This is a genomic window from Bacillus sp. FSL E2-8868 (genome assembly GCF_038005505.1).
Classification (GTDB): Bacteria; Bacillota; Bacilli; order Bacillales; family Bacillaceae_G; genus Bacillus_A; species Bacillus_A mycoides.
Genome location: NZ_JBBOTI010000001.1, coordinates 192,033 through 213,871, shown reverse-complemented (window position 1 = coordinate 213,871; position 21,839 = coordinate 192,033). Strand labels below are relative to the sequence as shown.

The 21,839-nt window shown below is 36.0% G+C and carries 24 protein-coding genes, 2 pseudogenes and 1 other annotated feature; of the genes and pseudogenes, 12 read left to right on the top strand and 14 right to left on the bottom strand.

Annotated features, from left to right (window positions below):
* Positions 1–199 precede the first annotated feature (199 nt).
* Positions 200–493: pseudogene (locus NSS74_RS01230) on the bottom strand (LysR family transcriptional regulator substrate-binding protein); the annotation flags it as partial.
* A gap of 87 nt (positions 494–580) precedes the next feature.
* Positions 581–1,219, bottom strand: coding sequence for a forespore capture DNA-binding protein RefZ (gene refZ, locus NSS74_RS01225; RefSeq protein WP_012261826.1), 639 nt, complete (start codon positions 1,217–1,219; stop codon positions 581–583).
* 147 nt (positions 1,220–1,366) lie between these two features.
* Here refZ and NSS74_RS01220 point away from each other — a divergent pair, with 147 nt between their 5' ends.
* Positions 1,367–1,846, top strand: a complete 480-nt coding sequence (locus NSS74_RS01220; protein WP_012261827.1) for a GAF domain-containing protein — start codon at positions 1,367–1,369, stop codon at positions 1,844–1,846.
* A 190-nt stretch (positions 1,847–2,036) separates the two neighbouring features.
* Here the strand turns inward: NSS74_RS01220 and megL are convergent, their stop codons facing one another.
* Entirely contained in the window at positions 2,037–3,215 is a 1,179-nt protein-coding gene (gene megL / locus NSS74_RS01215; RefSeq protein ID WP_016095997.1) for a methionine gamma-lyase, read from the bottom strand.
* Positions 3,216–3,613: 398 nt separating this feature from the next.
* Here megL and rpsD point away from each other — a divergent pair, with 398 nt between their 5' ends.
* The 6 genes and pseudogenes from rpsD to NSS74_RS01185 all read left to right on the top strand — a co-directional run bounded on the left by rpsD (position 3,614) and on the right by NSS74_RS01185 (position 8,350).
* Complete coding sequence (rpsD, locus tag NSS74_RS01210) at positions 3,614–4,216, top strand: 30S ribosomal protein S4 (protein ID WP_340813131.1); 603 nt, start codon at positions 3,614–3,616, stop codon at positions 4,214–4,216.
* 220 nt (positions 4,217–4,436) lie between these two features.
* A pseudogene (locus NSS74_RS01205) lies at positions 4,437–4,867 on the top strand (N-acetyltransferase).
* Between the two features lie 196 nt (positions 4,868–5,063).
* Positions 5,064–6,377 carry a WXG100 family type VII secretion target gene (locus NSS74_RS01200; RefSeq protein WP_340813130.1) on the top strand — a complete coding sequence of 438 codons (1,314 nt, stop codon included), beginning with the start codon at positions 5,064–5,066 and terminating at the stop codon, positions 6,375–6,377.
* Between the two features lie 24 nt (positions 6,378–6,401).
* On the top strand, positions 6,402–6,854 hold the full coding sequence (locus NSS74_RS01195) for a YrhA family protein (RefSeq protein WP_090976898.1): 453 nt from the start codon (positions 6,402–6,404) through the stop codon (positions 6,852–6,854).
* Positions 6,855–6,868: 14 nt separating this feature from the next.
* A complete protein-coding gene (locus NSS74_RS01190) occupies positions 6,869–7,321 on the top strand; it encodes an SMI1/KNR4 family protein (protein ID WP_071718429.1) in 453 nt (150 codons plus the stop codon).
* Between the two features lie 249 nt (positions 7,322–7,570).
* The gene (locus NSS74_RS01185; RefSeq protein ID WP_340813129.1) at positions 7,571–8,350 is read left to right on the top strand and encodes a hypothetical protein; all 780 of its coding nucleotides are present in this window, start codon (positions 7,571–7,573) and stop codon (positions 8,348–8,350) included.
* 219 nt (positions 8,351–8,569) lie between these two features.
* Here NSS74_RS01185 and NSS74_RS01180 read toward each other — a convergent pair whose 3' ends face one another.
* Together NSS74_RS01180 and NSS74_RS01175 are read right to left on the bottom strand one after the other, a co-directional pair.
* Complete coding sequence (locus NSS74_RS01180) at positions 8,570–9,139, bottom strand: hypothetical protein (protein WP_340813127.1); 570 nt, start codon at positions 9,137–9,139, stop codon at positions 8,570–8,572.
* A gap of 211 nt (positions 9,140–9,350) precedes the next feature.
* Positions 9,351–9,479, bottom strand: coding sequence for a hypothetical protein (locus NSS74_RS01175; protein WP_000050938.1), 129 nt, complete (start codon positions 9,477–9,479; stop codon positions 9,351–9,353).
* 185 nt (positions 9,480–9,664) lie between these two features.
* Between NSS74_RS01175 and NSS74_RS01170 the strand changes: the two genes are divergently transcribed.
* A complete protein-coding gene (locus NSS74_RS01170) occupies positions 9,665–9,967 on the top strand; it encodes a YjdJ family protein (RefSeq protein WP_002190894.1) in 303 nt (100 codons plus the stop codon).
* Positions 9,968–10,045: 78 nt separating this feature from the next.
* Here NSS74_RS01170 and tyrS read toward each other — a convergent pair whose 3' ends face one another.
* The 6 genes from tyrS to acsA all read right to left on the bottom strand — a co-directional run bounded on the left by tyrS (position 10,046) and on the right by acsA (position 15,320).
* Positions 10,046–11,302, bottom strand: coding sequence for a tyrosine--tRNA ligase (gene tyrS / locus NSS74_RS01165; RefSeq protein ID WP_340813125.1), 1,257 nt, complete (start codon positions 11,300–11,302; stop codon positions 10,046–10,048).
* 71 nt (positions 11,303–11,373) lie between these two features.
* Positions 11,374–11,602, bottom strand: a binding site (T-box leader).
* Between the two features lie 77 nt (positions 11,603–11,679).
* The gene (locus NSS74_RS01160) at positions 11,680–11,925 is read right to left on the bottom strand and encodes a hypothetical protein (protein ID WP_340813124.1); all 246 of its coding nucleotides are present in this window, start codon (positions 11,923–11,925) and stop codon (positions 11,680–11,682) included.
* Positions 11,906–12,451 (bottom strand): RNA polymerase sigma factor, encoded by a 546-nt coding sequence (locus NSS74_RS01155; RefSeq protein ID WP_201064235.1) that lies wholly within the window; start codon positions 12,449–12,451, stop codon positions 11,906–11,908. Before NSS74_RS01155 ends, NSS74_RS01160 begins: the two co-directional genes overlap by 20 nt.
* On the bottom strand, positions 12,432–12,887 hold the full coding sequence (locus tag NSS74_RS01150; RefSeq protein WP_061674736.1) for a hypothetical protein: 456 nt from the start codon (positions 12,885–12,887) through the stop codon (positions 12,432–12,434). The genes NSS74_RS01155 and NSS74_RS01150 overlap by 20 nt, the downstream gene beginning before the upstream one ends.
* A 66-nt stretch (positions 12,888–12,953) precedes the next feature.
* Positions 12,954–13,511 carry a maltose acetyltransferase domain-containing protein gene (locus NSS74_RS01145; RefSeq protein ID WP_002143401.1) on the bottom strand — a complete coding sequence of 186 codons (558 nt, stop codon included), beginning with the start codon at positions 13,509–13,511 and terminating at the stop codon, positions 12,954–12,956.
* 90 nt (positions 13,512–13,601) lie between these two features.
* Positions 13,602–15,320, bottom strand: a complete 1,719-nt coding sequence (acsA, locus tag NSS74_RS01140; RefSeq protein ID WP_016102955.1) for an acetate--CoA ligase — start codon at positions 15,318–15,320, stop codon at positions 13,602–13,604.
* A gap of 176 nt (positions 15,321–15,496) precedes the next feature.
* On the opposite strand from acsA, the gene acuA reads away from it, so the two are divergent.
* The 4 genes from acuA to NSS74_RS01120 all read left to right on the top strand — a co-directional run bounded on the left by acuA (position 15,497) and on the right by NSS74_RS01120 (position 18,958).
* The gene (gene acuA / locus NSS74_RS01135) at positions 15,497–16,129 is read left to right on the top strand and encodes an acetoin utilization protein acetyltransferase AcuA (protein ID WP_002112293.1); all 633 of its coding nucleotides are present in this window, start codon (positions 15,497–15,499) and stop codon (positions 16,127–16,129) included.
* A gap of 17 nt (positions 16,130–16,146) precedes the next feature.
* Complete coding sequence (locus tag NSS74_RS01130) at positions 16,147–16,791, top strand: acetoin utilization AcuB family protein (protein ID WP_002123078.1); 645 nt, start codon at positions 16,147–16,149, stop codon at positions 16,789–16,791.
* Entirely contained in the window at positions 16,788–17,954 is a 1,167-nt protein-coding gene (acuC, locus tag NSS74_RS01125) for an acetoin utilization protein AcuC (RefSeq protein ID WP_078206416.1), read from the top strand. Before NSS74_RS01130 ends, acuC begins: the two co-directional genes overlap by 4 nt.
* A gap of 143 nt (positions 17,955–18,097) precedes the next feature.
* Positions 18,098–18,958 (top strand): alpha/beta fold hydrolase, encoded by an 861-nt coding sequence (locus NSS74_RS01120; protein WP_407707777.1) that lies wholly within the window; start codon positions 18,098–18,100, stop codon positions 18,956–18,958.
* 66 nt (positions 18,959–19,024) lie between these two features.
* Here the strand turns inward: NSS74_RS01120 and NSS74_RS01115 are convergent, their stop codons facing one another.
* The 3 genes from NSS74_RS01115 to NSS74_RS01105 all read right to left on the bottom strand — a co-directional run bounded on the left by NSS74_RS01115 (position 19,025) and on the right by NSS74_RS01105 (position 21,563).
* Positions 19,025–19,294: a hypothetical protein gene (locus NSS74_RS01115; protein ID WP_340813121.1), complete on the bottom strand. Its 270-nt coding sequence runs from the start codon at positions 19,292–19,294 to the stop codon at positions 19,025–19,027.
* 123 nt (positions 19,295–19,417) lie between these two features.
* On the bottom strand, positions 19,418–20,107 hold the full coding sequence (locus NSS74_RS01110) for a response regulator transcription factor (protein WP_002034338.1): 690 nt from the start codon (positions 20,105–20,107) through the stop codon (positions 19,418–19,420).
* Position 20,108: 1 nt separating this feature from the next.
* Entirely contained in the window at positions 20,109–21,563 is a 1,455-nt protein-coding gene (locus NSS74_RS01105; protein WP_002034337.1) for a sensor histidine kinase, read from the bottom strand.
* Between the last annotated feature and the right edge of the window lie 276 nt (positions 21,564–21,839).

Genomic DNA, 21,839 nt, shown 5'->3' with positions numbered 1-21,839 from the left:
AAATGGAAGGCATTATGTATAAAAAGGGAATTCCCCTATATTTAACAACTAACAATGTTCTAATCATACCATGTAATGACGTGTTTTTGACCTAGTTTTTTTTAAAATTTCATGTTTCTTTACATGTGATTGTAATATTTCTTAATATTCCACTTTTTCCATTATCCGTCCTCAAATGAATGCAATAAAGGTAAAGCTTTTACGGGCAGTTAATGCAGGATAACGAGCTCTCTTTCATATGAGAGACGAAATAAATCTTTCGCATTAGTGGTGGTTCTACAGAAATCGCACGTACGTTACCTTGCATTACGGGTTACTGTAAAGCGGTTTCCGGAAGCAATGTTATACCAAGTCCAGCTCCTACCATCGCAATCATCGGTTCTGCATAAGATGTTTCAACCGCAATTATTGGTTTCGCGCCCATACATTGAAACACATTCATAATCATTTTCCTTACATCACATATTTCTAGGTATACAATTAGCTGTTCATTAACAATTATTGCGCTAGTATGCAACAATTTATGGCAAAGAAAACAACATATAAAAATCCCCACCTCAGTTCGTTAGGTGGGGATTTTTCACATATGAACAGCTCTTGGTAGTTCATAATACATACTCGCTTTATATAATGTTCGTTCCATCCATTGCTCAATTTCCTTCGTATACATTTCTAAGAAAAACGTCTCAGACGGAAATGAGTGTAGCACCTCTGATATATATTGTGGATATAAAAACGGCATATTCATCATGCCTTTTAATTGTGTCATAAACATTGTAAAAGATACCTTTTTAAATTCTTGATTCATTTGTCCTTGTTTAATGATTTGCTCTATATAATATCTTTCTCTAGAAAAATAAACGGTCATCACTTCACGAATTAATGTCGTATCAAGCGAAAGCTCTCTATAAAAAAAACGTGTTAGTTCTCTATTATCAAATTGATATCGTAAAATCCCGCGCACCATTTGCACCATCACATCTTTAGCCGATAAATATTCTCTCTGTTCAAATGACGTTTCAATTACGTGAATATATCCTTCTAAAAAATCAGTAATAAGCTGTTCTAATAACCCTTGCTTTCCAGCAAAATAATATGAAATATTCGCTACATTCACATCCGCTCGCTTTGCAATTTCTCGCACCGACGTTCCATCATAACCTTTCGTGTTAAACAACGCTATTGCCGCATCAATTACTTTTTGTTTCGTCTGTTTCATGCGCTCACTTCCTCTCACTGAACAGCTATAGTTTAAATTTCTTGACTTTTAAGACAAATTCCTTTAATTTTCTATCGACAAAGTCATGTGAAATACATCGTATTTTGCTATCGTTTTACATATCTCGCTAAAAAGGGAGTTGTTTCCATGTTTACAAAAGAAAGTTATGCAGGATCTCGTGAAGAGCAATATAAGACAGTAATTAAACAACTGGATGCATTATTAACTGGCGAACCGAACGTAGTCGCAAACTTATCAAATGCGTCCGCACTATTAAATCAATTTTTAGATCGCGTTAATTGGGTTGGCTTTTATGTAACAGAAGGAAATCAGCTTGTTCTTGGACCATTCCAAGGGATGCCAGCTTGCGTGCGTATTCCGTTCGGACGTGGTGTTTGCGGCGTTGCAGCTGAAACAAAAACAACGCAACTTGTAGCAGATGTTCACCAATTCCCAGGACATATCGCTTGCGATAGTGCCTCTAATTCTGAAATCGTTGTACCGATTATGAAAGAAGGAAATATCATTGGTGTGCTTGATATTGATAGTCCTGAAAAAAATCGTTTCGATGAAGTAGATCAGCACTATTTAGAAAAGTTTGTGGAAACACTCCTAAAGCATATTTAATAAAGAAAAGAGTGAGCTATCGATTACGTACGAAACCGATAGCTCACTCTTTTTTATCCCGCATTAACGGGCAGTAAATTCGGCGAATACAAGGAAGTTAAGTGGGAGATAACTTCCCGTAAAAGCCCGATTGGTGAGGGCAAATAATCAGCGGGTGATGGACAAACCCCCCACTGATTAAAGTTTCACTTTATTGATTACTAACAGTAGATATCTTCTTTAGTGCCTGTTCTAAATCAGAAACGATATCTTCCCATGATTCTAAGCCGACAGATAGGCGTATTAAATTATCAAAAATACCCATTTCTTTTCTTAGTTCAGCCGGAATAGCTGCATGCGTCATCGTCGCTGGATGCTGAATTAACGTTTCTGTATCACCTAAACTTACGGCAATTGTAATAAAATGGAGGTCATTGATAAACGACTGTGTTTCCTCTTTCCCGCCTTTAATTGAAAAAGAAATAACGCCCCCGCCTCGTTTCATTTGGCGGGATGCTAATTCTCCCTCGGGATACCAAACACCTTCTACTGCTTCATGATTTTTCAAAAACGATACAATTTTTTCCGCATTATCACAATGACGATCCATTCTTACTGCTAATGTTTTTAATCCACGTAACAATAACCACGCGTCAAACGGCGCCATAATACCTCCGATATCTTTTCGCATCGGACGGATTTTGTCAGCTAACGTTTTCGTTCTACAAATTGTTACACCCGCTACAACATCCCCGTGACCACCAATATACTTTGTCGCACTGTGAACGACGGCGTCACAACCAAGTTCAAGAGGTCTTTGTAAATAAGGTGAACAAAACGTATTATCAACAATAACAAGCAAATCATTGCGCTTCGCTACCCCGATCACCTTTTCTAAATCAATTAATTTCATCGTTGGATTTATCGGTGTTTCAACGAAAATAAGCTTTGTATTTGGACGAATTTTATTTTCAATATCAGTCTCTGTCTCCATATCACAAAACGAATGAGTAATCATAAATTTCTCTTCTAATACTTCTAAAAAACCGTACGTACATCCATATAATCCATTTGAACAAATAATATGATCTCCAGCCTTTAGAAAACCGATTAACGTTGCTGAAATGGCTGCCATACCTGAACCGAACGCCAGCGCTTCCTCTCCACCTTCTAAAACAGCCATACGTTCTTCAAATAATTTCACAGTTGGATTCCCAAGCCTTGAATAAATATAAGATGGATCTTCTCCCGCAAAACTCGCTTCTCCTTGCTGTGCTGTCTCAAACGTAAATGTAGACGTTTGAAATAAAGGTGGTGTTAAACTTCCTTTATGTTCCTCTGATGTATAACCGTGATGAATTAACGCTGTCTCCATATGCTTCTTTTTCATAAAAACATCCCCCTTATGTCTTTATTTCCACATATCCACCAGGAAAAATCTGATGAACGTCTTTACTACATTTTATGTAAGCGTTTTATTTGTGTTTCTATCTTTTCTTTTATATTGTTTTAAATTCCTTCTTGTTAATTCCCAAAATTTATCTGCATAAAACAAAAAGGGAGTCTCTTGACGAAACTGTAAGTAAAAGATATAATAGCGTTTGTGTAAAATAAAAAGGCAGCCTTGTAATGTGAGTTTATCGTTTGTATTTTGTTCCTCTGCGGAGGTGTATCTCGTAACTCCCTGCTGCTGGAGCGAAGGTACATGAAAACAAAATACCCGTAAATATCGATTACGTCTGTTTTTATTTTACGAAAATAAAAACATTTTTAAAGGAGGAGTCAACTATGGCTCGTTATACAGGTCCAGCATGGAAACTGTCTCGTCGTCTTGGAATCTCTCTAAGCGGCACAGGAAAAGAATTAGAAAAACGCCCTTACGCACCAGGTCCTCACGGTCCTAACCAACGTAAGAAACTTTCAGAATACGGTTTACAATTACAAGAGAAACAAAAACTTCGTCACATGTACGGCATGACTGAGCGTCAATTCCGTCGCACATTTGACCAAGCAGGTAAAATGCCTGGTAAGCACGGCGAAAACTTCATGATCCTTCTTGAAGCTCGTCTTGACAACCTAGTTTACCGCATGGGCTTAGCTCGCACTCGTCGTGCAGCTCGCCAATTAGTAAACCACGGTCACATCACGGTTGATGGCGCTCGCGTAGATATCCCATCTTACCGCGTTAAACCTAACCAAACTATCAGCGTTCGCGAAAAATCTAACAGCCTTGTTGTTGTTAAAGAAGCGATCGAAGTTAACAACTTCGTACCAGAATACTTAACTTTCGATGCTGATAAGTTAGAAGCTACTTACACTCGTCACGCTGAGCGTTCTGAGTTAGCAGCTGAAATCAACGAAGCATTAATCGTAGAGTACTACTCTCGTTAATCTCGGTACTCTGCAAAGAGTAGTATTAAAAGCCTTAGGAACCTTGTTTATCAAGGGGCCTGGGCTTTTTTTATTTCTCATTTATACTGCAAGATAGGGCATAACTGAGAATACTACTGGGGCTAAGTGGGGCTAGTTTGGGGCTTAAAAATATAATGGCTGGCGTGTGTATAGAAATGGATAAGTGCAAAAAAACAGATGATAAAAGGAGTTACTTGTTTTGAAAGAAAAATTCACCGAGATCCCTCTTCATGTACAAGACTTTCAAAAATTAAAAATGTTACTAGAAGAATTAGTACAAGACAAAATAGTCTTGATTAAAGGTCTTTCTAAATATGCCTTAAATATTTCTTCTAAAGAACATAAGGTCACCATTAACCTTAGAAGTGAATTTTCCACCAATTCATACTTGGCGATCACCGCTATAAGTATTACCCCAAGTAATCAAGGTAAGGGGAGTATTGTTATTGAATGGTTTAAGACATTCGCTAAAGAAAAAGGCTTCGAACGATTATAGTATTACAGCAAGTCGTAACTAAAGAAGGCTACCACTTTGCATTAAAAAATGGATTTTCAAAACATGTTAGTCTATACGAAGAAATGTTTGGAAAACCAAACCGTATTGAAGGAGATTATGAACTACATTTATAAAGAGTAAAATAAAAGTGAACGAATATTTTTCATAATCGTTCACTTTTTTATTTGGTGAATTATCTAATATCGCCGGCTCCTTCTACATCCAATACATAATAAAGAGCCATACTAGATTTTAACCAAAATCCCTGTAACAGAAAAATGCCTATATGGTATAATTTTATTGGTAAATATTGGGGACAGGAGGGGCTATATGGTTCAAATCAAGGTTACACCTGAAATGCTAGAAGAAGTCGCAAAACGGGCATCTAACACAAAGCATGCACTAGAATCAATACATAACAATTTATGTAATCAAATTGACTACCTGTGCTATCAGTGGGCCGGCGCTTCTAGTCAAAATTTCGTCCAAATGTTCAATAATGCAAGACCAAAAGCATTTACCTCTATCAATGCAATCACAAATGTGGAAGAAGAATTGAAAAGGATTGCTGAAAAATTCCGCAATGCGGATAATCAAGATGTTACACTAGAAGAAGGTGCAATGTGTGGCAAAATTCCGCCAAAATCAGAAGAGACCTTTTGGGATAGAAATAAAAAGGACTTGAATGATGCGTGGACTGGGATTTCTACTGGGGTTGTAGATGGGGTTGTAGACGCATGGGACGGATTTGTCGCTTTAGGAGATAAAGAGACCTGGTTAAACATGAAAGATGCAATCGTAAATTATAAAGAAACCCTACCTGTGGCATGGAATGCCCTATCCGATTCGTTCATGAATGAATTATGGAATGGGGATATGAAAAGTAGAGAACATTATGCAGCTTATGCGGTCACCTCGCTACTCACAGGTTTTATTGGTAGCAAAGGTCTGGATAAAGTTGGACAAGTAGGAAAAGTAGCAGCTGTTACAAGTCTTACAAAAGGAAAATCGCTTCTAACTACTGCCCCTGCATACAGAGATGCATTGTATACATTAAATAATTTTAAGTTGAACACCCGAAATCGTTTTGCTTATGCTGGTGTTGGGGGGAATTCTTTAAAAACTAGCCTTGTTGATACTTATCAAACAGCTAAGGATAAACTATCGCCTTATCAATATACTAAAAGCAACACAGATGGAGACACTTTTGTTGGTAAATTATATGGAAAAGATGTACATCTCGATGATGTCAAAGTTGCAGATATTACTTATTCTAAGAGAACTAGAGAAGAAGCTGAACAACTTCGGAAGGAATTTGATAGAAGTGTGAGAAAAGATTTTCTTAATGCATTGGTAAATGACCCTGTTAAATTGGAAGAACTCAAAAAAGCGGGGATAACAGATGCTGATATAGAAAGGATGAAAAGAGGAAACAACCCAAAAGGGTGGCAGGTACATCATAACCTCCCCTTAGACGATGGAGGAACAAATACATTTGAAAATTTAACTTTAATACAAAATCATCCATATCATAAAGTTATAACTAATACACAACGTACATTAACTAAAGGCTTGCAACCAGGAGATAGTGTAGACATAAGCTGGCCTATCCCAAAATACAACATCTATCCTAAAGGGGAATAAATAAATTTAGAAGGAGGTTTTTGTATGTGGAAAAATCTAGTTTTAGAAATTGAAAAAATAGAGAAAAGTTTTAATGATAAATTGAATACACCCGCAACGGATACTGAAATTCAGAGATTAAGAGAACATGCAAAAGAGAAAATTAGTATTGATTTACCGCGTGAATACGTAGAGTTTCTTAAAACTGTAAATGGTTTAGATTTTAATGGGCTGGTACTTTATGGAGTCGATTCTTCTTTACTAGAAACAGAAAAAGATGAACAAATTTGCGGCTTTATAGAAACGAATGAGATTTGGTATGAAAATGAATTTCAAAAAGAGTATCTTTTCTTTGGAGATTCAAATATTGCGTGGTTTTGTAAAAACTTATCTGACAGTACTTATTTAGAACTTGATAAACCATCTGGAACAGTGATGAACACGTATAATGATTTCAATACAATGCTTGAAGAAGCATTGAAAACAGCCCTCCTTTAATATGGAGTATTAAAATGAAGAATATTACATGGTCCTTTATGAGTAAAACACCAATTACAGATGAAGAAATCCAAAAAGCAGAAAAATATTTTGGTATTAAATTTCCTGAAGATTTCATTGCATGTGTAAAGAAATACGATGGAGGTTATCCGAGACCTAAAATATTTGATGTGCCTGGACAGGATGAAAATGTATTTAGTAAGCTTTTAACTTTTGATTTAGAAAGTAGAAATTCAATTATTCAAGTTTATGAAGATATAAAAGATCGATTAGCAAATAAAACATATCCTTTTGGTAAAGATTCATTTGGAAATCACTTATGTTTTGATTATCGAAACAATCCTGAATCACCAACTGTTGTATTTTGGGAACACGAAGAAGAAGATATCGAAAAAGCAATTTATCCTGTTTGTTCGTCTTTTACCGAATTACTTAATAGCTTACGCGATTTAGAAGACGAGGAATAAAAAATAAAAGAAGAACGCCTTATTATAAGGATTAACGTTCTTCTTTTTCATTTTGAATATGGATAGGTTCGCTTTTGAGGTATGTTAATACCTTTACAAAATAATAAGTTACACAAATAACTTATTGGACAAATTCCATTTCGATAAAGAATGAATGTATGGCGAGCATCAATAACATAATCCAATTGTGATATAATGGTTCAGTTGGAATATTAAACCTAAATCTTCAAAGGAGGATATATAAGTTATATGTCATTTACCGAAATTGCTGATATCGCTAAAATTGTAGGTGCAGCTGTAGGGGTGTGGGGGATTATAAAAGGATTCGGTTCATTTTACATGGAATCTTCCACTACCAATGAATTTGATCAATTATTTAAGGACAAAACTAAACGTAAGCAGATGGATATTTTTACGTTTTTGCAAGATATAGTCCTTGCTGCAATATGTGTATTTATTCTTCCTGCACTTTATTTTAAATTTTTTATACCTAGTGTACCAATTGACTATTCTTTCATTTTTAAAAAATTATATCAAGCGAGTGCGCTCTTATTTTCTTTGATATTTTTAATACTTTTAATAATAGCAGCCACCCTTCCCTTCATTAAAACTAATAGAAATAGTCTATTCTGTAGAATTACTAGATATGTTGGCCTACTTAATATGATTAATTTTATGTTCATTTATTGGGTCCTTTTCAATATCAAAATTGATATTAATCTCTTTCAAACTTCAAAGAATACTTTGGTATTAATCGCCATCTTTATCCCATTATTTATGAGCTTCTTTTATAAATATTTAAATCAACAATTGAGAGATAGACATCAAACACAATATCTTGTAGAAAGCTTAAGCGAAGAAAAAATAAAAGAGTTACAATTGATACACAATTTTATTATCGATGATAAAAGAAGTGTATTCCATGAAAAATACAAAGAGGAAGATGACACTTTTTACATATGTGACTTTTCATCAAAGGTATATTTAAAATACTCAAAAATGAAAACAAGAAAAAAACCTTCGAAATAAAATTGACTTATCAGAAAGAGCATCCATTATGTGTGCTTTTTCCTTTATCTTAAAACCAAAATTCTCTAATATATAACCACAAAAGATCAAATCATTCCAAAAAGAAAAACAGCCTTCTCAAGTTGATGCTTGAAAAAGCTGTTTTTATAAAGGAATAACAATAAAATAACTATTTCAGAAGGATTGAAATCAATATCAATCCTGAGGTAAAAGTTCTGTTCATAATAGTGGATAAACATTTTTATTATTTAACTTTATTTGTATTATCAAAGGCTGATTTATCTCTTTTTCTAATAATCCTCCCAAGTAAGACCAGTTAACTCCTTGAATATCAGAATTACTACAAAGAAAAATAATAACACGTCCATTTATAATATCTCGATTAGAATTCATAGCATAATTGATTGATTTCAATTTAACTTCCGCTGGTAACTGTTTTGTCCACTCATTTATATGATTCTTAACATATCTTTTTTCGCCTCTGTCCCTTTTTTCTAAAAACCCTTTGAATTTAAGAAAAAATATCGAAGAAAAGGTTATTAAAGGCATTACCAATGGTACTACCCCCATAGAGACAGATACAATACTTGGATATATCACAAGCCCAATTATCCAACAGATTATCCAAAATAACTCCCCTCGATAAACAAGCGGTAACGAATACAATATATTACCTTTACTTGATAATATATTCCCTCTCGCTCTCCCTATCTTATTCGCCTTTATAGTAAAAAGAACAAATAAGGCACCACCAATTATATAAATTATCCAAAAGATTAATTCTCTCAATAGTGGTACCCCCCTTTCTACTCTACTTTAAATGACTGCTGATAATTTTCGTTAAGTAAATAACAGGCACTCAATTAATTCTTTTATATCATTATTTGTACAACAAACCATTAAAAGTAATATATGTATGACCAAAAGAAGGCATCTCCAAAATGTCATTATTAATGACATTTTGGGACACCTTCTTGTTTGGTTTATATATAAAATAAAATTATTTATTTTCCTCTTTTTGAACATATACATAAGCATCTTTCTGCTCTTTATGTACATCAACCTTCGAATGCTCTGCAAGCTGACCAGCGTTTAGCAAAGAAAAAATAATGAGCGCTTCTAGTGACATTTTGTTTTACCACTCCTTTCTATTTGTTATACGTTTATCATACCGCTTACATGTGATTTCTGTATGAACTCGAAAAGGAGATTACAACAAAAAAGTTACAGGATTGCTAACTATATTTTATCTACAGAATAGTTTATTAAGGCAAATTATCACGTTATAATGACCATAAAATGGGGGTGTTTTTTTTGACAATAAACCAAATGGTTCAGTTAGGCAGTGCATTTATGCTGTTTATTACTTCAGCACTTATGAGTTGGTATCAAGGGAGTAATTTAATAGATTATCCTGATGAATGGAAATATAGCGCTAAGTTTACGAATTATTTTAAAGGGTACGTTTCACATTATGACGATATTTATCAAATCGATTTCTTTATATATGCGGCAAAATTTTATCCCGGGGCATTTGTCGTTATGCTAATTAGCTTACTTTACATGCTCGTATTAATTCTTCATATTCTATTTAAAAGAAATCATGAGGCAATTTAAATGCATACATAAAAACCCCGAACGATAGACTTTTCAGCCTACCATTCGGGGTACTATTTGTTTTAAATTCTTTTCTGATTAGTAACGAATTAAGAAATATTTCTTCTTACCGCGGCGAATGATTGTGAATTTACCTTCGATGCGGTCGTTTTCTGTTACAACGTAGTCTAACGCTTGTGTACGCTCACCGTTTACGTAGATTGCACCGTTAGTTACATCTTCACGTGCTTGACGTTTAGATGGTGAAATTTTGCTTTCTACAAGTAAGTCGATTAATACTGTATCTTCTGCAGTGCGTTCTACAGATGGTACGTCTTTGAATCCTTGCTCGATTTCGCTTGCAGTAAGTTCTGCTACAGAGCCACTGAATAATGCAGCTGAAATTTTAATTGCTTGCTCTAACGCTTCTTCGCCGTGAACAAGTTTTGTCATTTCAGATCCTAATGATTTTTGTGCTGCACGTTTTTCTGGTGCTTCAGTTACTTGCTTTTCAAGCTCAAGAATTTCTTCATGAGATAAGAATGTGAAGTATTTTAAGTATTTAACAACGTCGCGGTCATCTGTGTTAATCCAGAATTGGTAGAACTCGTAAGGAGTTGTTTTCTCTGGGTCTAACCAAATTGCGCCGCCCTCTGTTTTACCAAACTTCGTACCGTCAGATTTTGTAACTAGTGGAATTGTTAAACCGAACGCTTTCGCATCTTCTTCTGATTTACGGATTAATTCAAGACCAGCTGTAATGTTACCCCATTGGTCACTACCACCGATTTGTAGACGGCAATTATGTTGTTGGTATAAGTTTAAGAAGTCGTATGATTGTAAAATCATATAACTAAACTCAGTAAATGAAATACCAGTATCTAAACGAGATGCTACTGTATCTTTTGCTAACATATAGTTTAAACCGAAGTTTTTACCGATATCGCGTAAAAATGTAATTACATCTAAGTTACCAAGCCAGTCATAGTTGTTAGCCATCGTTGCTGGGTTGTCCACGTTTTCAAACTCTAAGAAGTTTGAAAGTTGGTTTTTAATGCTTTCCGTGTAGTAAGCAACTGTATCTTTCGTATTTAATGTACGCTCTGCTTTTTTACCACTTGGGTCACCGATCATACCAGTACCACCGCCAACAAGTGCGATTGGTTGGTGACCAGCTAATTGGAAACGACGTAACATTAATACTGGTAACATATGACCGATGTGTAAGCTATCCGCTGTCGGATCGAAACCACAGTATAATTTAACGCTTTCTTTTTCTAATAATTGCTCAAGGCCCTCAGCATCTGTTTGCTGGTTAATTAGACCGCGAAATTCAAGATCTTGTAAAATACCCATATCCTACATACTCTCCTTTAAGTTCATTACTGGCGTGAAGGTTGAAAACATAAAAAAATCGCCCCCTTTAAATAAGGGACGATTTTGATCATCGCGTTACCACCCTAGTTGCAGACAAAAAAAGCCTACCACCTTATTTACATAACGGCTTAGCACCGTCTTTTCCCTTTTGAATACAATTCAATCGAAAAAAGATGCTCTAGGGGCGTAATTCGCGATCATCTATGTGCTGATTTCCACCGACCATCAGCTCTCTAAAACAGGGAAATGATCACTACTTCTCCCTTTCCACGCTCAATTATTCATATACTTTTCTTTATACCATCATTTATATAGGCGTGTCAAATAGAGGTAGGGTTTCTCTCCTTGCCAATCCTTTACAACGTCGCAAAGAGTATCGTAATAAGAGAAAGAATTGGAACTCCAACTAATAACGATACATGAAACACAACCGATAAATCATTTCCAATCGTTGCCTCCACAGGATCTTTCGCTGGAGAACCAAGAAATCCGATTAATCGATCGAAGCGACTTACCGTTTTTGGAAAATCCGGCATTTCTACATGGTCACTATCTAAATGCTGTTTTAATTTATATTCACTCTTAAAGGGATTTTCGCTCAATTTCATCCACCTCCAGCAATTGTTTCAGTTTCTTTATCCCGTTATGGAGTCTCGACTTCACTGTTCCAATCGGAATGTTTAATATCTCTGCAATTTCTTTTTGCTGCATATCATGATAATAAGAAAGAATAAGGACAGCCCGCTGTTCTTCAGGAACTTTCAAAATTGCCGCTCTTACCGTGAGCCGGTCTTCGATAGAAAATTCTTTTTCCTGAATCGGCACTAAAAACGGCAAAAGCGTACGCCACTTTTTTCTTCTATTTAATTTATTAATCATAAGACGATAACCAATTTGAAATAAATACGTTTTTATTTTGCCTTTTTCAGGTTCATACATATGTTTCTTACGTTCTAACGTCAAAAACGTATCTTGCACGAGATCGATACTTAATTGTTCATCTCGGTTAAATCGATACAAAAATGTGTATAGCGTTGGTTTGATCAAAACATATAGTTTTTCTCCCGCCTGTTTATCTCCACTTTGATACGCAAGCATGAGCTCCTCCTCAATCCCAATCTGCGCCATGATTTTTGATCTCCTTTATTCCTTTTAACGTTAACGAAATGCGGGAAATTAAATAGCAACTTGCGACAATAATCCATACTTGCGATTGATTCGTAAAAAATTGAACATACGGGTTTTGAATTGTCTGTCCGGTTGAAACTAAAATATTTAATGCTTGCACACATATGCACGCATACACTGCCAAACAAGCCGAAATCGTATCAAATACATTCCAGCGAAAATACACTTTTGTTTTTGTAAAATCAATTTTATATCCTTTTTTCCGTACTATATGTTTTCTATCAAACGGAATAATGATTGAAAACATAACAATCATCATGACACCGGCTGTAATCATTGATACTTTAAATCCGATTGGCATCGGTAATAGCAAACCACAAGAAAATACGACGATAATTCCAATTACGGCAAAAGCAAGAAGTAATTTATTAGACATAAAAAAGCCTCCCTCATCTATTCTTTCATAAATGTATACAGACGAGGAAGGCGCTTCGTTCAAATATTATTTTATTTTTTTTATGATTCTCGCAGGATTCCCGCCCACTACTACATTATCCGGCACATCTTTCGTTACAACGGCGCCAGATGCGATAACCGCATTGTCTCCAATTGTTACACCTGGATTAATAATCGCTCTTCCGCCAATCCATACGTTATCGCCAATTGTAACTGGTTTTCCGTATTCTGATCCGCTTATGCGCTCTACTGGATCAAGCGGGTGTGTTGCTGTATAAATGTGAACACCTGGAGCTAACATGCAGTTCACTCCGATTGTCACCGGGCATACGTCTAAAATCGTACAATCAAAGTTCGCGTAAAAATTTTCACCAACGTGAATGTTATAGCCGTAATCACATCTAAAAGAAGATTCAAGATGAATGTTATCTCCAGTCGTTCCGAATAGTTCTTTTACGATTTCGCTACGCTCTTTTAATTGTACTTCTGGTGTTTCATTTAATTTTCTCGTTAATATACGAGCCTGCTCCCTCTCTTGAATCAAAACAGGATCAGCTGGTATGTACATTTCCCCAAGTATCATCTTTTCTTTTTCTGTTTTCATTTCCTTCTCCCCTTTAACTCGTATGTATAAGTTTATGATACCATAAAAAAAGAAAGGTCTGAACATATTACTTGTTCAGACCCTTCCTTCTTAATCTTCCATCGTTGATAAGTCACCTGTTGGTAAGTTTAGCTCCCAAGCTTTTAATACACGGCGCATAATTTTACCACTTCTCGTTTTCGGTAATTTATCTCTAAATTCAATTTGTCTTGGCGCTGCATGAGCTGCTAAGCCTTTTTTTACAAATTGACGAATCTCTTCTTTTAATTCTTCAGATGGTTCGTATCCCACGCGAAGCGCGATAAATGCTTTAATGATTTCCCCGCGTACTGGATCAGGAATACCAATTACACCAGCTTCTGCTACAGCAGCATGCTCGATTAATTTACTTTCTACTTCAAACGGACCAACACGCTCACCTGACGTCATAATTACATCGTCAATACGTCCTTGGAACCAGAAGTATCCATCTTCATCCATATAAGCAGAGTCACCTGATACGTACCAATCTCCCGGCATAAAGTAAGAATCATATTTTTGTGGGTTATTCCAGATTCCACGCATCATAGATGGCCAACCTTTACCAATTGCTAAGTTCCCCATTGTGTATGGAGGCACTTCATTTCCTTCATTATCAACAATCGCTGCTTTCACACCCGGAATTGGTTTCCCCATTGAACCTGGACGGATTTCCATACAAGGATAGTTACAAATAACTTGTCCACCTGTTTCTGTCATCCACCACGTATCATGAATACGAAGTCCAAATGCGCTCATACCCCAGCGAATTACTTCTGGATTTAATGGCTCACCAACACTTAATACGTGACGCACTTGTGATAAATCATATTTTTTAATTGCGTCTTGTCCAGCTCCCATTAACATACGGAACGCTGTCGGTGCACTATACCAAACTGTTACACCGTAATCTTGCAGTGCTTCATACCATGCCTCTGGACTAAATCTCCCGCCTAAAATAACATTTGATGCTCCCACTAACCACGGTGCAAAAATACCGTAAGCTGTTCCAGTTACCCAGCCTGGGTCAGCTGTACACCAATATACATCATCTTCTTTTAAATCTAATACCCATTTCGCTGTTTGATAGTGCTGAACCATTGCGTTTTGAGCATGAAGGACGCCTTTTGGCTTACCAGTAGAACCAGATGTGTAATGTAGAATTAAACCGTCTTCACGGCCTAACCACTCGATATGTAATTCTTTTGAAGCTTGTTCAAATAAAGGATTGAACGCTACAGTTTTACCGCCTTCTTCTGCATTGTCTCCAACAAGGAAGACTGTTTTTAAAGCAGGTAAATCATTTAATGGTATGCGCTCTAACAATTCAGGAGTTGTAATTAACACCTTCGCTTCGCTATCTTCTAAACGATCGCGAACTGCGCCTTCCATAAATGCTTCAAATAATGGTCCAACAATTGCCCCTAATTTCACTGCACCTAAAAGTGCGAAATATAATTCTGGGGAACGCGGCATAAAAATAAAAACGCGATCGCCTTTCTCAACATCGCCATAGTTTTTCAGGACATTTCCTGCTTTATTAGAAAAATCCTTCATTTCCTTAAACGTATATTTCTCTTTTCGCGATCCATCTTGATAATAAAGTGCTACTTTATTCTTTCGATCTGATTTCGCATGCTTATCAATTGCCTCATACGCCATATTTACTCGTCCTGTTTCATTCCAAGTAAAATTTTTATTAACCTCTTCCCAGTTAAAATTCGCGTATGCCTCTTCATAATTCGGCAAATTATTTTCTCCTTTAATGACAGGAAGCGTTTCCACTTTCATACTTTACATCCCCCTCCTATGTATTCTATTATCTATTATAATGACATTATTTAAAATTTTCAGTATTTTTGTTGATTTTTAGACAAATTTTTAATGACAAAATTCGATTCACATCGCATATATTATAAAGTACGATATTAATAGATTCACAAACCCTCAAGGTGGTGAGCAATAAATTGATTCATAAAAAAATATATAATGCCAGAAACTTAAAAACAGCGAAAGGCACTTTAATTATTGAAGGTCCTGTCTCTACACATAATCTTGAAATGTATGAATTTCATCCAGACCTAATTGCGTTTCGTCCTGCCGAGCAGCAATATAAAGCAATTGTCGAAATTTCTAAGTTACCAGAAGCTCGTCTCATTATTGCTAGACATGACCAAACGATCGTTGGATATGTTACATACTTATATCCTGATCCGCTCGAGCGATGGTCAGAAGGAAAGATTGAAAACTTAATTGAACTCGGGGCGATTGAAGTTGTCCCAGCCTTTCGTGGTTGCTCTGTCGGAAAAAATTTATTAGAAGTTTCAATGATGGACGATCATATGGAAGATTACATTATATTAACGACTGAATATTATTGGCACTGGGATTTAAAACAAACAGGCTTAAATGTTTGGGAATACCGAAAAGTAATGGAAAAAATGATGAATGCTGGTGGTTTACAATGGATGGCTACAGATGATCCTGAAATTTGTTCACATCCTGCCAACTGTTTAATGGTCCGCATCGGTAAACGTGTTGATACGGATTCCATTCAAGCATTCGATCGTCTACGTTTTCACAATCGTTTTATGTATTAATAAAGGGGGCAACTGGAATGATTGTAGAAGAAATTATGAATCAAAATGTAGTAACACTACATCCAAACGATACAATCGAAACAGCAATCCGAACAATACGTACGAAAGGTATTCGGCACATTCCAATTGTCGATCAAAATAATCATGTCGTAGGCATTATTTCTGATCGGGATGTAAGAGATGCAAGTCCGTCTATTTTAGATGAACAAGTTTCACTCGATATGCTGAAGCAACCGCTTGAACTCATAATGAAACACCCTGTTATGACTTGTCACCCTCTCGATTTCGTTGAGGAAATTGCGACTTTATTTTTTGAAAATAAAATAGGCTGTCTTCCTGTTACGAAAGCTGGAAAACTCGTAGGTATCATTTCTGAATCTACAGTGCTGCACACGTTAGTAAAATTAACAGGAGCTCATCAACCGAGTTCACAAATTGAAATTCAAGTGAAAAATGAACCTGGTATTCTTGGAAAAGTCGTTGCTATTTTTAGTGATTTACAAATAAATATTGTGAGCGTTCTCGTCTATCCAGCAAAAGATGAGAATGATAAAGTACTCGTTTTCCGCATTCAAACGATGAATCCTCTAAAAGTGATCGATGCACTCGAAGCAGAGGGCTACCGCGTATTATGGCCAAACATAATGGGGATGCAAGCATGAGCAGCGCCTTCATTTATTCGGATGACTTTCGGGGCTATTCTTTTAGCCCTGATCATCCTTTTAACCAACTACGCGTCACACTTACGTATGACTTATTACAAAAGAGTGGTTTTATCTCCCCTTCTCAAGTCATCGCGCCACGGATGGCTACAGATGAGGAAATTGCATTCATTCATACAGAGGAGTACATAAATGCGGTAAAACTTGCTGGAGAAGGAAAGTTAGAAAAATCAATTGCGATGACATATGGACTTGGAACAGAAGATACACCAATGTTTCCAAATATGCATGAAGCAAGTGCATTACTCGTTGGCGGAACATTAACAGCTGTCGATGCTGTTATTTCTGGGAAAGTAAAGCACGCCCTCAATTTAGGTGGCGGCTTACATCATGGCTTTCGTGGTAAAGCATCTGGCTTTTGTATTTATAACGATAGCTCTATCGCAATGAAATATATTCAGAAGAAATACGGTTTACGCGTTTTATATATTGATACAGATGCTCATCACGGTGACGGGGTACAATGGTCTTTTTACGACGATCCTAACGTATGCACCATTTCATTACACGAAACTGGGCGTTATTTATTTCCTGGAACTGGCGCAGTAAATGAACGTGGACAAGGAAATGGATATAATTATTCTTTTAACGTTCCACTCGACGCTTTTACAGAAGACGAATCGTTTTTAGATTCATATCGAACAGTTGTAAAAGAAGTGGCAGCATACTTTAAACCGGATATTATTTTAACGCAAAATGGTGCTGATGCACATTATTACGATCCACTTACACACCTTTGCGCAACGATGAATATTTACCGTGAAATACCGAAGCTCGCTCGTGAAATCGCTAATGAATATTGCGACGGTCGCTGGATTGCTGTCGGCGGTGGTGGCTATGATCACTGGCGCGTCGTACCAAGAGCTTGGGCACTCATTTGGCTCGAAATGAACAACATCCAAAACATCTCAGGTTATCTCCCTCCAGAATGGATTGACGCTTGGAAAGGACAAGCAGAAACCGACCTTCCCCTTACATGGGAAGATCCAGACAACATGTATCAACCTATCCCTAGAAAACCAGAAATCGAAGAAAAAAATGCATTAACTGTAGCGAAATCTCTTGAAATTATTCGGAATAATATGACAAAATCTTTATATTAAACAGAGAGGAGGCTCGCTTTTTGAACAGCCTCCTTTCTTTTATAGTTTGTTTGCTACTATTGTTGTGTTTTGTCGTTAAATCGATATTCCGTGTCGAATCGATGATATATTTTTTATTTATTAATGAACTAACCCCAACTCTAATGAGAAAAGGTAGTGACACTATGTGGAAACAACAAATAATCAACACGAAACGCGGCACATTCGAACTCTTTACAAAAGGAAATGGCGAACCGCTTTGTATTACACATCACTATTCACAATTTAATGACACTGGCGATTACTTTGCGGATGTTTTCACTGCTACGCATCGTGTATTGCTCATTAATTTACGAAACGCTGGTAACTCAGCAAAAGCCCATTCAGAAAAAGAATTAAGTATGATTGAAACCGTTCACGACTTAGAAGCAATACGAGAAGCTTTACAACTCCCAACATGGCATTTCGCTGGCCACTCAACAGGCGGTATGCTTGGACTTTTATATACCATTACATATCCAAATTCCTTACAATCATTAGTCATGGCCGGAGCCGCAGCAAGTAACTATACCGAAACACTATTTTGCATTTATCACCCAGCACATCCTCAGTTTCATTATATGCAACAACTCATCGAAAACTTGAAAAGCCCTCATCTTACAAATGCAGAACGAAAAGAATTATCTACTAAGAGAACAAAATTATCATTGTATAAACCAGAAAACTACAACTCTTATTTTTGTAAACCAATCCAAAAAACAATGTCCGCTAGCCGGATGAACACTTTCGCCAATGAATATCCGTCATTTGATTTAAGAGAGAATTTACCTTCCATCCAAACAAAGACCCTTATTATATGCGGAAGACATGATGTACAGTGCCCGATCCAATATTCTATCGAGATGCATGAGGGTATACGTAATTCTATCTTTGTGATATTTGAGGAGAGTAACCATTATCCTTTTTTAGAAGAAGCTGCTCAGTTTACTTCTACTACTCAAACATTTTATAAATCGTTACACTAGTACCGTTATTACTAAGGAAAGCTCACAGCCTCTATAAGAATATGAACTTTTTTCAAAAGAAATATTTCACACTAGAAACAACAAGAAGAACAAAAAAAGCATTAAGCCTACATCAATGAATATCGACTTTTTATCTCCTGCTTTTATACTCATCATAAAATTAGAAATTATTTTAATTCCAAAAAAGACCATCATAAATAACCCACCGAAATGATCATTCGTAGAATCTTCATCATAAAACATTTGTATTGCACCGATAATTAATAAGATAAGTATGATATTGGTTCCAATCTTTAAAGCCTTGTTTGATTTATTATCTTTTAATGTATCTCCCAAAATGTATCACGCCCTCTCATGCTCTCCTATGTTTTATCTCTCTTTATATTTTAACATAAATTACCTATTATTCCCTTTTTGTTCGAATAACATAAAAAACCTACCAATTACTTGGCAGGTACATTACACGTTAAAGCGATAACCAGCTCCCCACACTGTTTCAATATATTGCGGGTGAGCAGGATCTCTTTCAATTTTTTCACGTAGCTTTCTAATGTGAACAACGACAGTGGCTAAATCGCCAGCTGATTCTAGTCCCCAAATACGTTCAAATAACTGTTCTTTATTTAATACTTGGTTTGGATGCGTTACAAAGAATGTTAATAAATCAAATTCCTTCGTTGTGAACGCGATTTCTTCATTGTTTATAAAAACTTTTCTCGCTCGCTGGTCAATAGAAATTCCATGAATGTATAACGTATCGCGTTGCTTACTCACATTTCCTGATAATCTTTCATAACGAGAAATATGCGCCTTTACTCTTGCTACTAATTCACTCGGGCTAAATGGTTTCGTTATATAATCATCCGCCCCTAAACCGAGTCCGCGAATTTTATCTATATCCTCCTTCTTTGCTGAAACAAGTAAAATCGGAATGTCTTTTATAGCACGTATTTGTTTACAAATTTCAAAACCATTCATTTTCGGAAGCATAATATCTAAAATAATTAAGTCATAGTCTTCCTGAAGAGCCATTTGTAGACCTATTTCACCTGAATGCTCTACATCGACTTGAAAATCACTAATTTCTAAATAATCTCGCTGTAATTCTGCAATACTTATTTCATCTTCTACTAGTAAAATTCTCTTCATTCTACTCACCACATTCCTGTACTTTTTTCAATGAGAAGAAAATACTTGTACCTTCCCCAAGCTTACTTTCCGCCCAAATTTCCCCGCCATGTTCTTCAACAATTTGCTTCGCTATCGCTAAGCCAAGTCCACTTCCACCTGTGCTAGAATTTCGCGATTGCTCTGCACGATAAAACCGCTCAAATATATACGGCAGCGTATCAGCTTCTATACCTGATCCATTGTCCATCACTTTTACAATAACTTTATTGTTATCACTTAATACTGTTACAGTAATTTTCTTCGCTTCTTTATCCATGTATTTCACACTATTATGAATTAAATTTGATATCACTCTATTTATCTTTTCACAATCGGCCGTTACATATAGTGGTGATGAATGTAATTGTAAATAAACTTCTATACCTCCCTCACTTAAATCCATCTGCATCTCTTCTAATAATTCTTGCATAAACACGTTTAACTCTATCGTTTCAAACTGAAATGGAACTCGGTTCAAATCAAGCTTCGAAAACAAAAAGAGCTCATCAATGAGTGTATCCATATGCTTTGCCTTCGTATGAATGGTCGTTAAATACTTATCCATTTTTTCTGGCGTATTTGCGACTCCATCTTTTATGCCTTCTACATATCCAATAATAGATGTAATCGGTGTTTTTAAATCATGAGAGATGTTTGAAATGAGCTCTTTTCGATTTTCTTCATATTGTGTTTGCATCTCAATCGACCCTTTTAACTTCTTCCTCATTTCCTCAAATCCTTGATTTAATTGCCCAATCTCATCATGGGATGTAACTGGAATTTGAAAATCTAAATCCCCTTCTTTAATTCTCCCAGTCGCATCTTTCAATACAAAAATTGGTTTTATCACACTTCTTGAGACGAAATAACTTAATAACCCTATGAGTAAAATGGCTAACAGTAAAAGCCCTCCGAACAAAATTGGAAATAATTTTTGTGTGAGATCGACAAATGAACTTTGCCTTTTTAGTACAAATATACTCCCTTCTTCATCTCCGGGAAAATAAAAATCAAATTTTACATATCGATAAAATGTATCGCCTAGTTCCGTTGTACCACGACTATTAATATTTGCTGATTCAAATTTCGGAATGGCTTCTTTTAAAGATACACCTTCAAATATTTTTGTAGCATAAGAAATCGTTTCTCCCTTTCTTACAACTATTTTCACACCTTCTTTTTCAAGTGATGAAACGAACGATTCATCTAATAGTTGTGATTGATTTTTCTTTGCCGCTAATTTCAATTCAATATACGTATTCTCTTCTTCTGGTGTAAGCGGCTTTTGAATATAGGAACTTTTATAGAAATTTTTCACTGATTCCAAGTCTCCTGTTATGGAAAAAACAATTAAAAATCCCGCGACTAATATGAGCGTAATGGAAACGAGAATAACAGCGATATAAGAGAATAAAAACCTTGTTTTAATAGACATATGTTACATCCTCACTTTATCCCGCATTAACGGGCAGTAAGACCCCCCACCTCAAAATTCAGAGAAAGCAACGAAGTTAGGTAGGGATCAACTGCCCATAAAAGCCCGATTGGTTCAACTAATAATCAGTGGGGGGTACCCCCCACTGATTAAAGTTTCACTTTATCAAACCTTATTACTCATAAGCATAAAAATATATGTTCAAATACTCAAGCGATTTTATAGTAATTTTAGCGTCAGTTTATAAAAATTTAATGTTCTTATTTTACAGTTGCA

Excerpts from the sequence above, each read along its gene's own strand:
- refZ (WP_012261826.1), bottom strand. The coding sequence starts at position 1,219 with ATGAAACAGACGAAACAAAAAGTAATTGATGCGGCAATAGCGTTGTTT.
- NSS74_RS01220 (WP_012261827.1), top strand. The coding sequence starts at position 1,367 with ATGTTTACAAAAGAAAGTTATGCAGGATCTCGTGAAGAGCAATATAAG.
- megL (WP_016095997.1), bottom strand. The coding sequence starts at position 3,215 with ATGAAAAAGAAGCATATGGAGACAGCGTTAATTCATCACGGTTATACA.
- rpsD (WP_340813131.1), top strand. The coding sequence starts at position 3,614 with ATGGCTCGTTATACAGGTCCAGCATGGAAACTGTCTCGTCGTCTTGGA.
- NSS74_RS01200 (WP_340813130.1), top strand. The coding sequence starts at position 5,064 with ATGGTTCAAATCAAGGTTACACCTGAAATGCTAGAAGAAGTCGCAAAA.
- NSS74_RS01195 (WP_090976898.1), top strand. The coding sequence starts at position 6,402 with ATGTGGAAAAATCTAGTTTTAGAAATTGAAAAAATAGAGAAAAGTTTT.
- NSS74_RS01190 (WP_071718429.1), top strand. The coding sequence starts at position 6,869 with ATGAAGAATATTACATGGTCCTTTATGAGTAAAACACCAATTACAGAT.
- NSS74_RS01185 (WP_340813129.1), top strand. The coding sequence starts at position 7,571 with ATGTCATTTACCGAAATTGCTGATATCGCTAAAATTGTAGGTGCAGCT.
- NSS74_RS01175 (WP_000050938.1), bottom strand. The coding sequence starts at position 9,479 with ATGTCACTAGAAGCGCTCATTATTTTTTCTTTGCTAAACGCTGGTCAG.
- tyrS (WP_340813125.1), bottom strand. The coding sequence starts at position 11,302 with ATGGGTATTTTACAAGATCTTGAATTTCGCGGTCTAATTAACCAGCAA.
- NSS74_RS01155 (WP_201064235.1), bottom strand. The coding sequence starts at position 12,451 with ATGGCGCAGATTGGGATTGAGGAGGAGCTCATGCTTGCGTATCAAAGT.
- NSS74_RS01150 (WP_061674736.1), bottom strand. The coding sequence starts at position 12,887 with ATGTCTAATAAATTACTTCTTGCTTTTGCCGTAATTGGAATTATCGTC.
- NSS74_RS01145 (WP_002143401.1), bottom strand. The coding sequence starts at position 13,511 with ATGAAAACAGAAAAAGAAAAGATGATACTTGGGGAAATGTACATACCA.
- acsA (WP_016102955.1), bottom strand. The coding sequence starts at position 15,320 with ATGAAAGTGGAAACGCTTCCTGTCATTAAAGGAGAAAATAATTTGCCG.
- NSS74_RS01130 (WP_002123078.1), top strand. The coding sequence starts at position 16,147 with ATGATTGTAGAAGAAATTATGAATCAAAATGTAGTAACACTACATCCA.
- acuC (WP_078206416.1), top strand. The coding sequence starts at position 16,788 with ATGAGCAGCGCCTTCATTTATTCGGATGACTTTCGGGGCTATTCTTTT.
- NSS74_RS01120 (WP_407707777.1), top strand. The coding sequence starts at position 18,098 with ATGAGAAAAGGTAGTGACACTATGTGGAAACAACAAATAATCAACACG.
- NSS74_RS01110 (WP_002034338.1), bottom strand. The coding sequence starts at position 20,107 with ATGAAGAGAATTTTACTAGTAGAAGATGAAATAAGTATTGCAGAATTA.
- NSS74_RS01105 (WP_002034337.1), bottom strand. The coding sequence starts at position 21,563 with ATGTCTATTAAAACAAGGTTTTTATTCTCTTATATCGCTGTTATTCTC.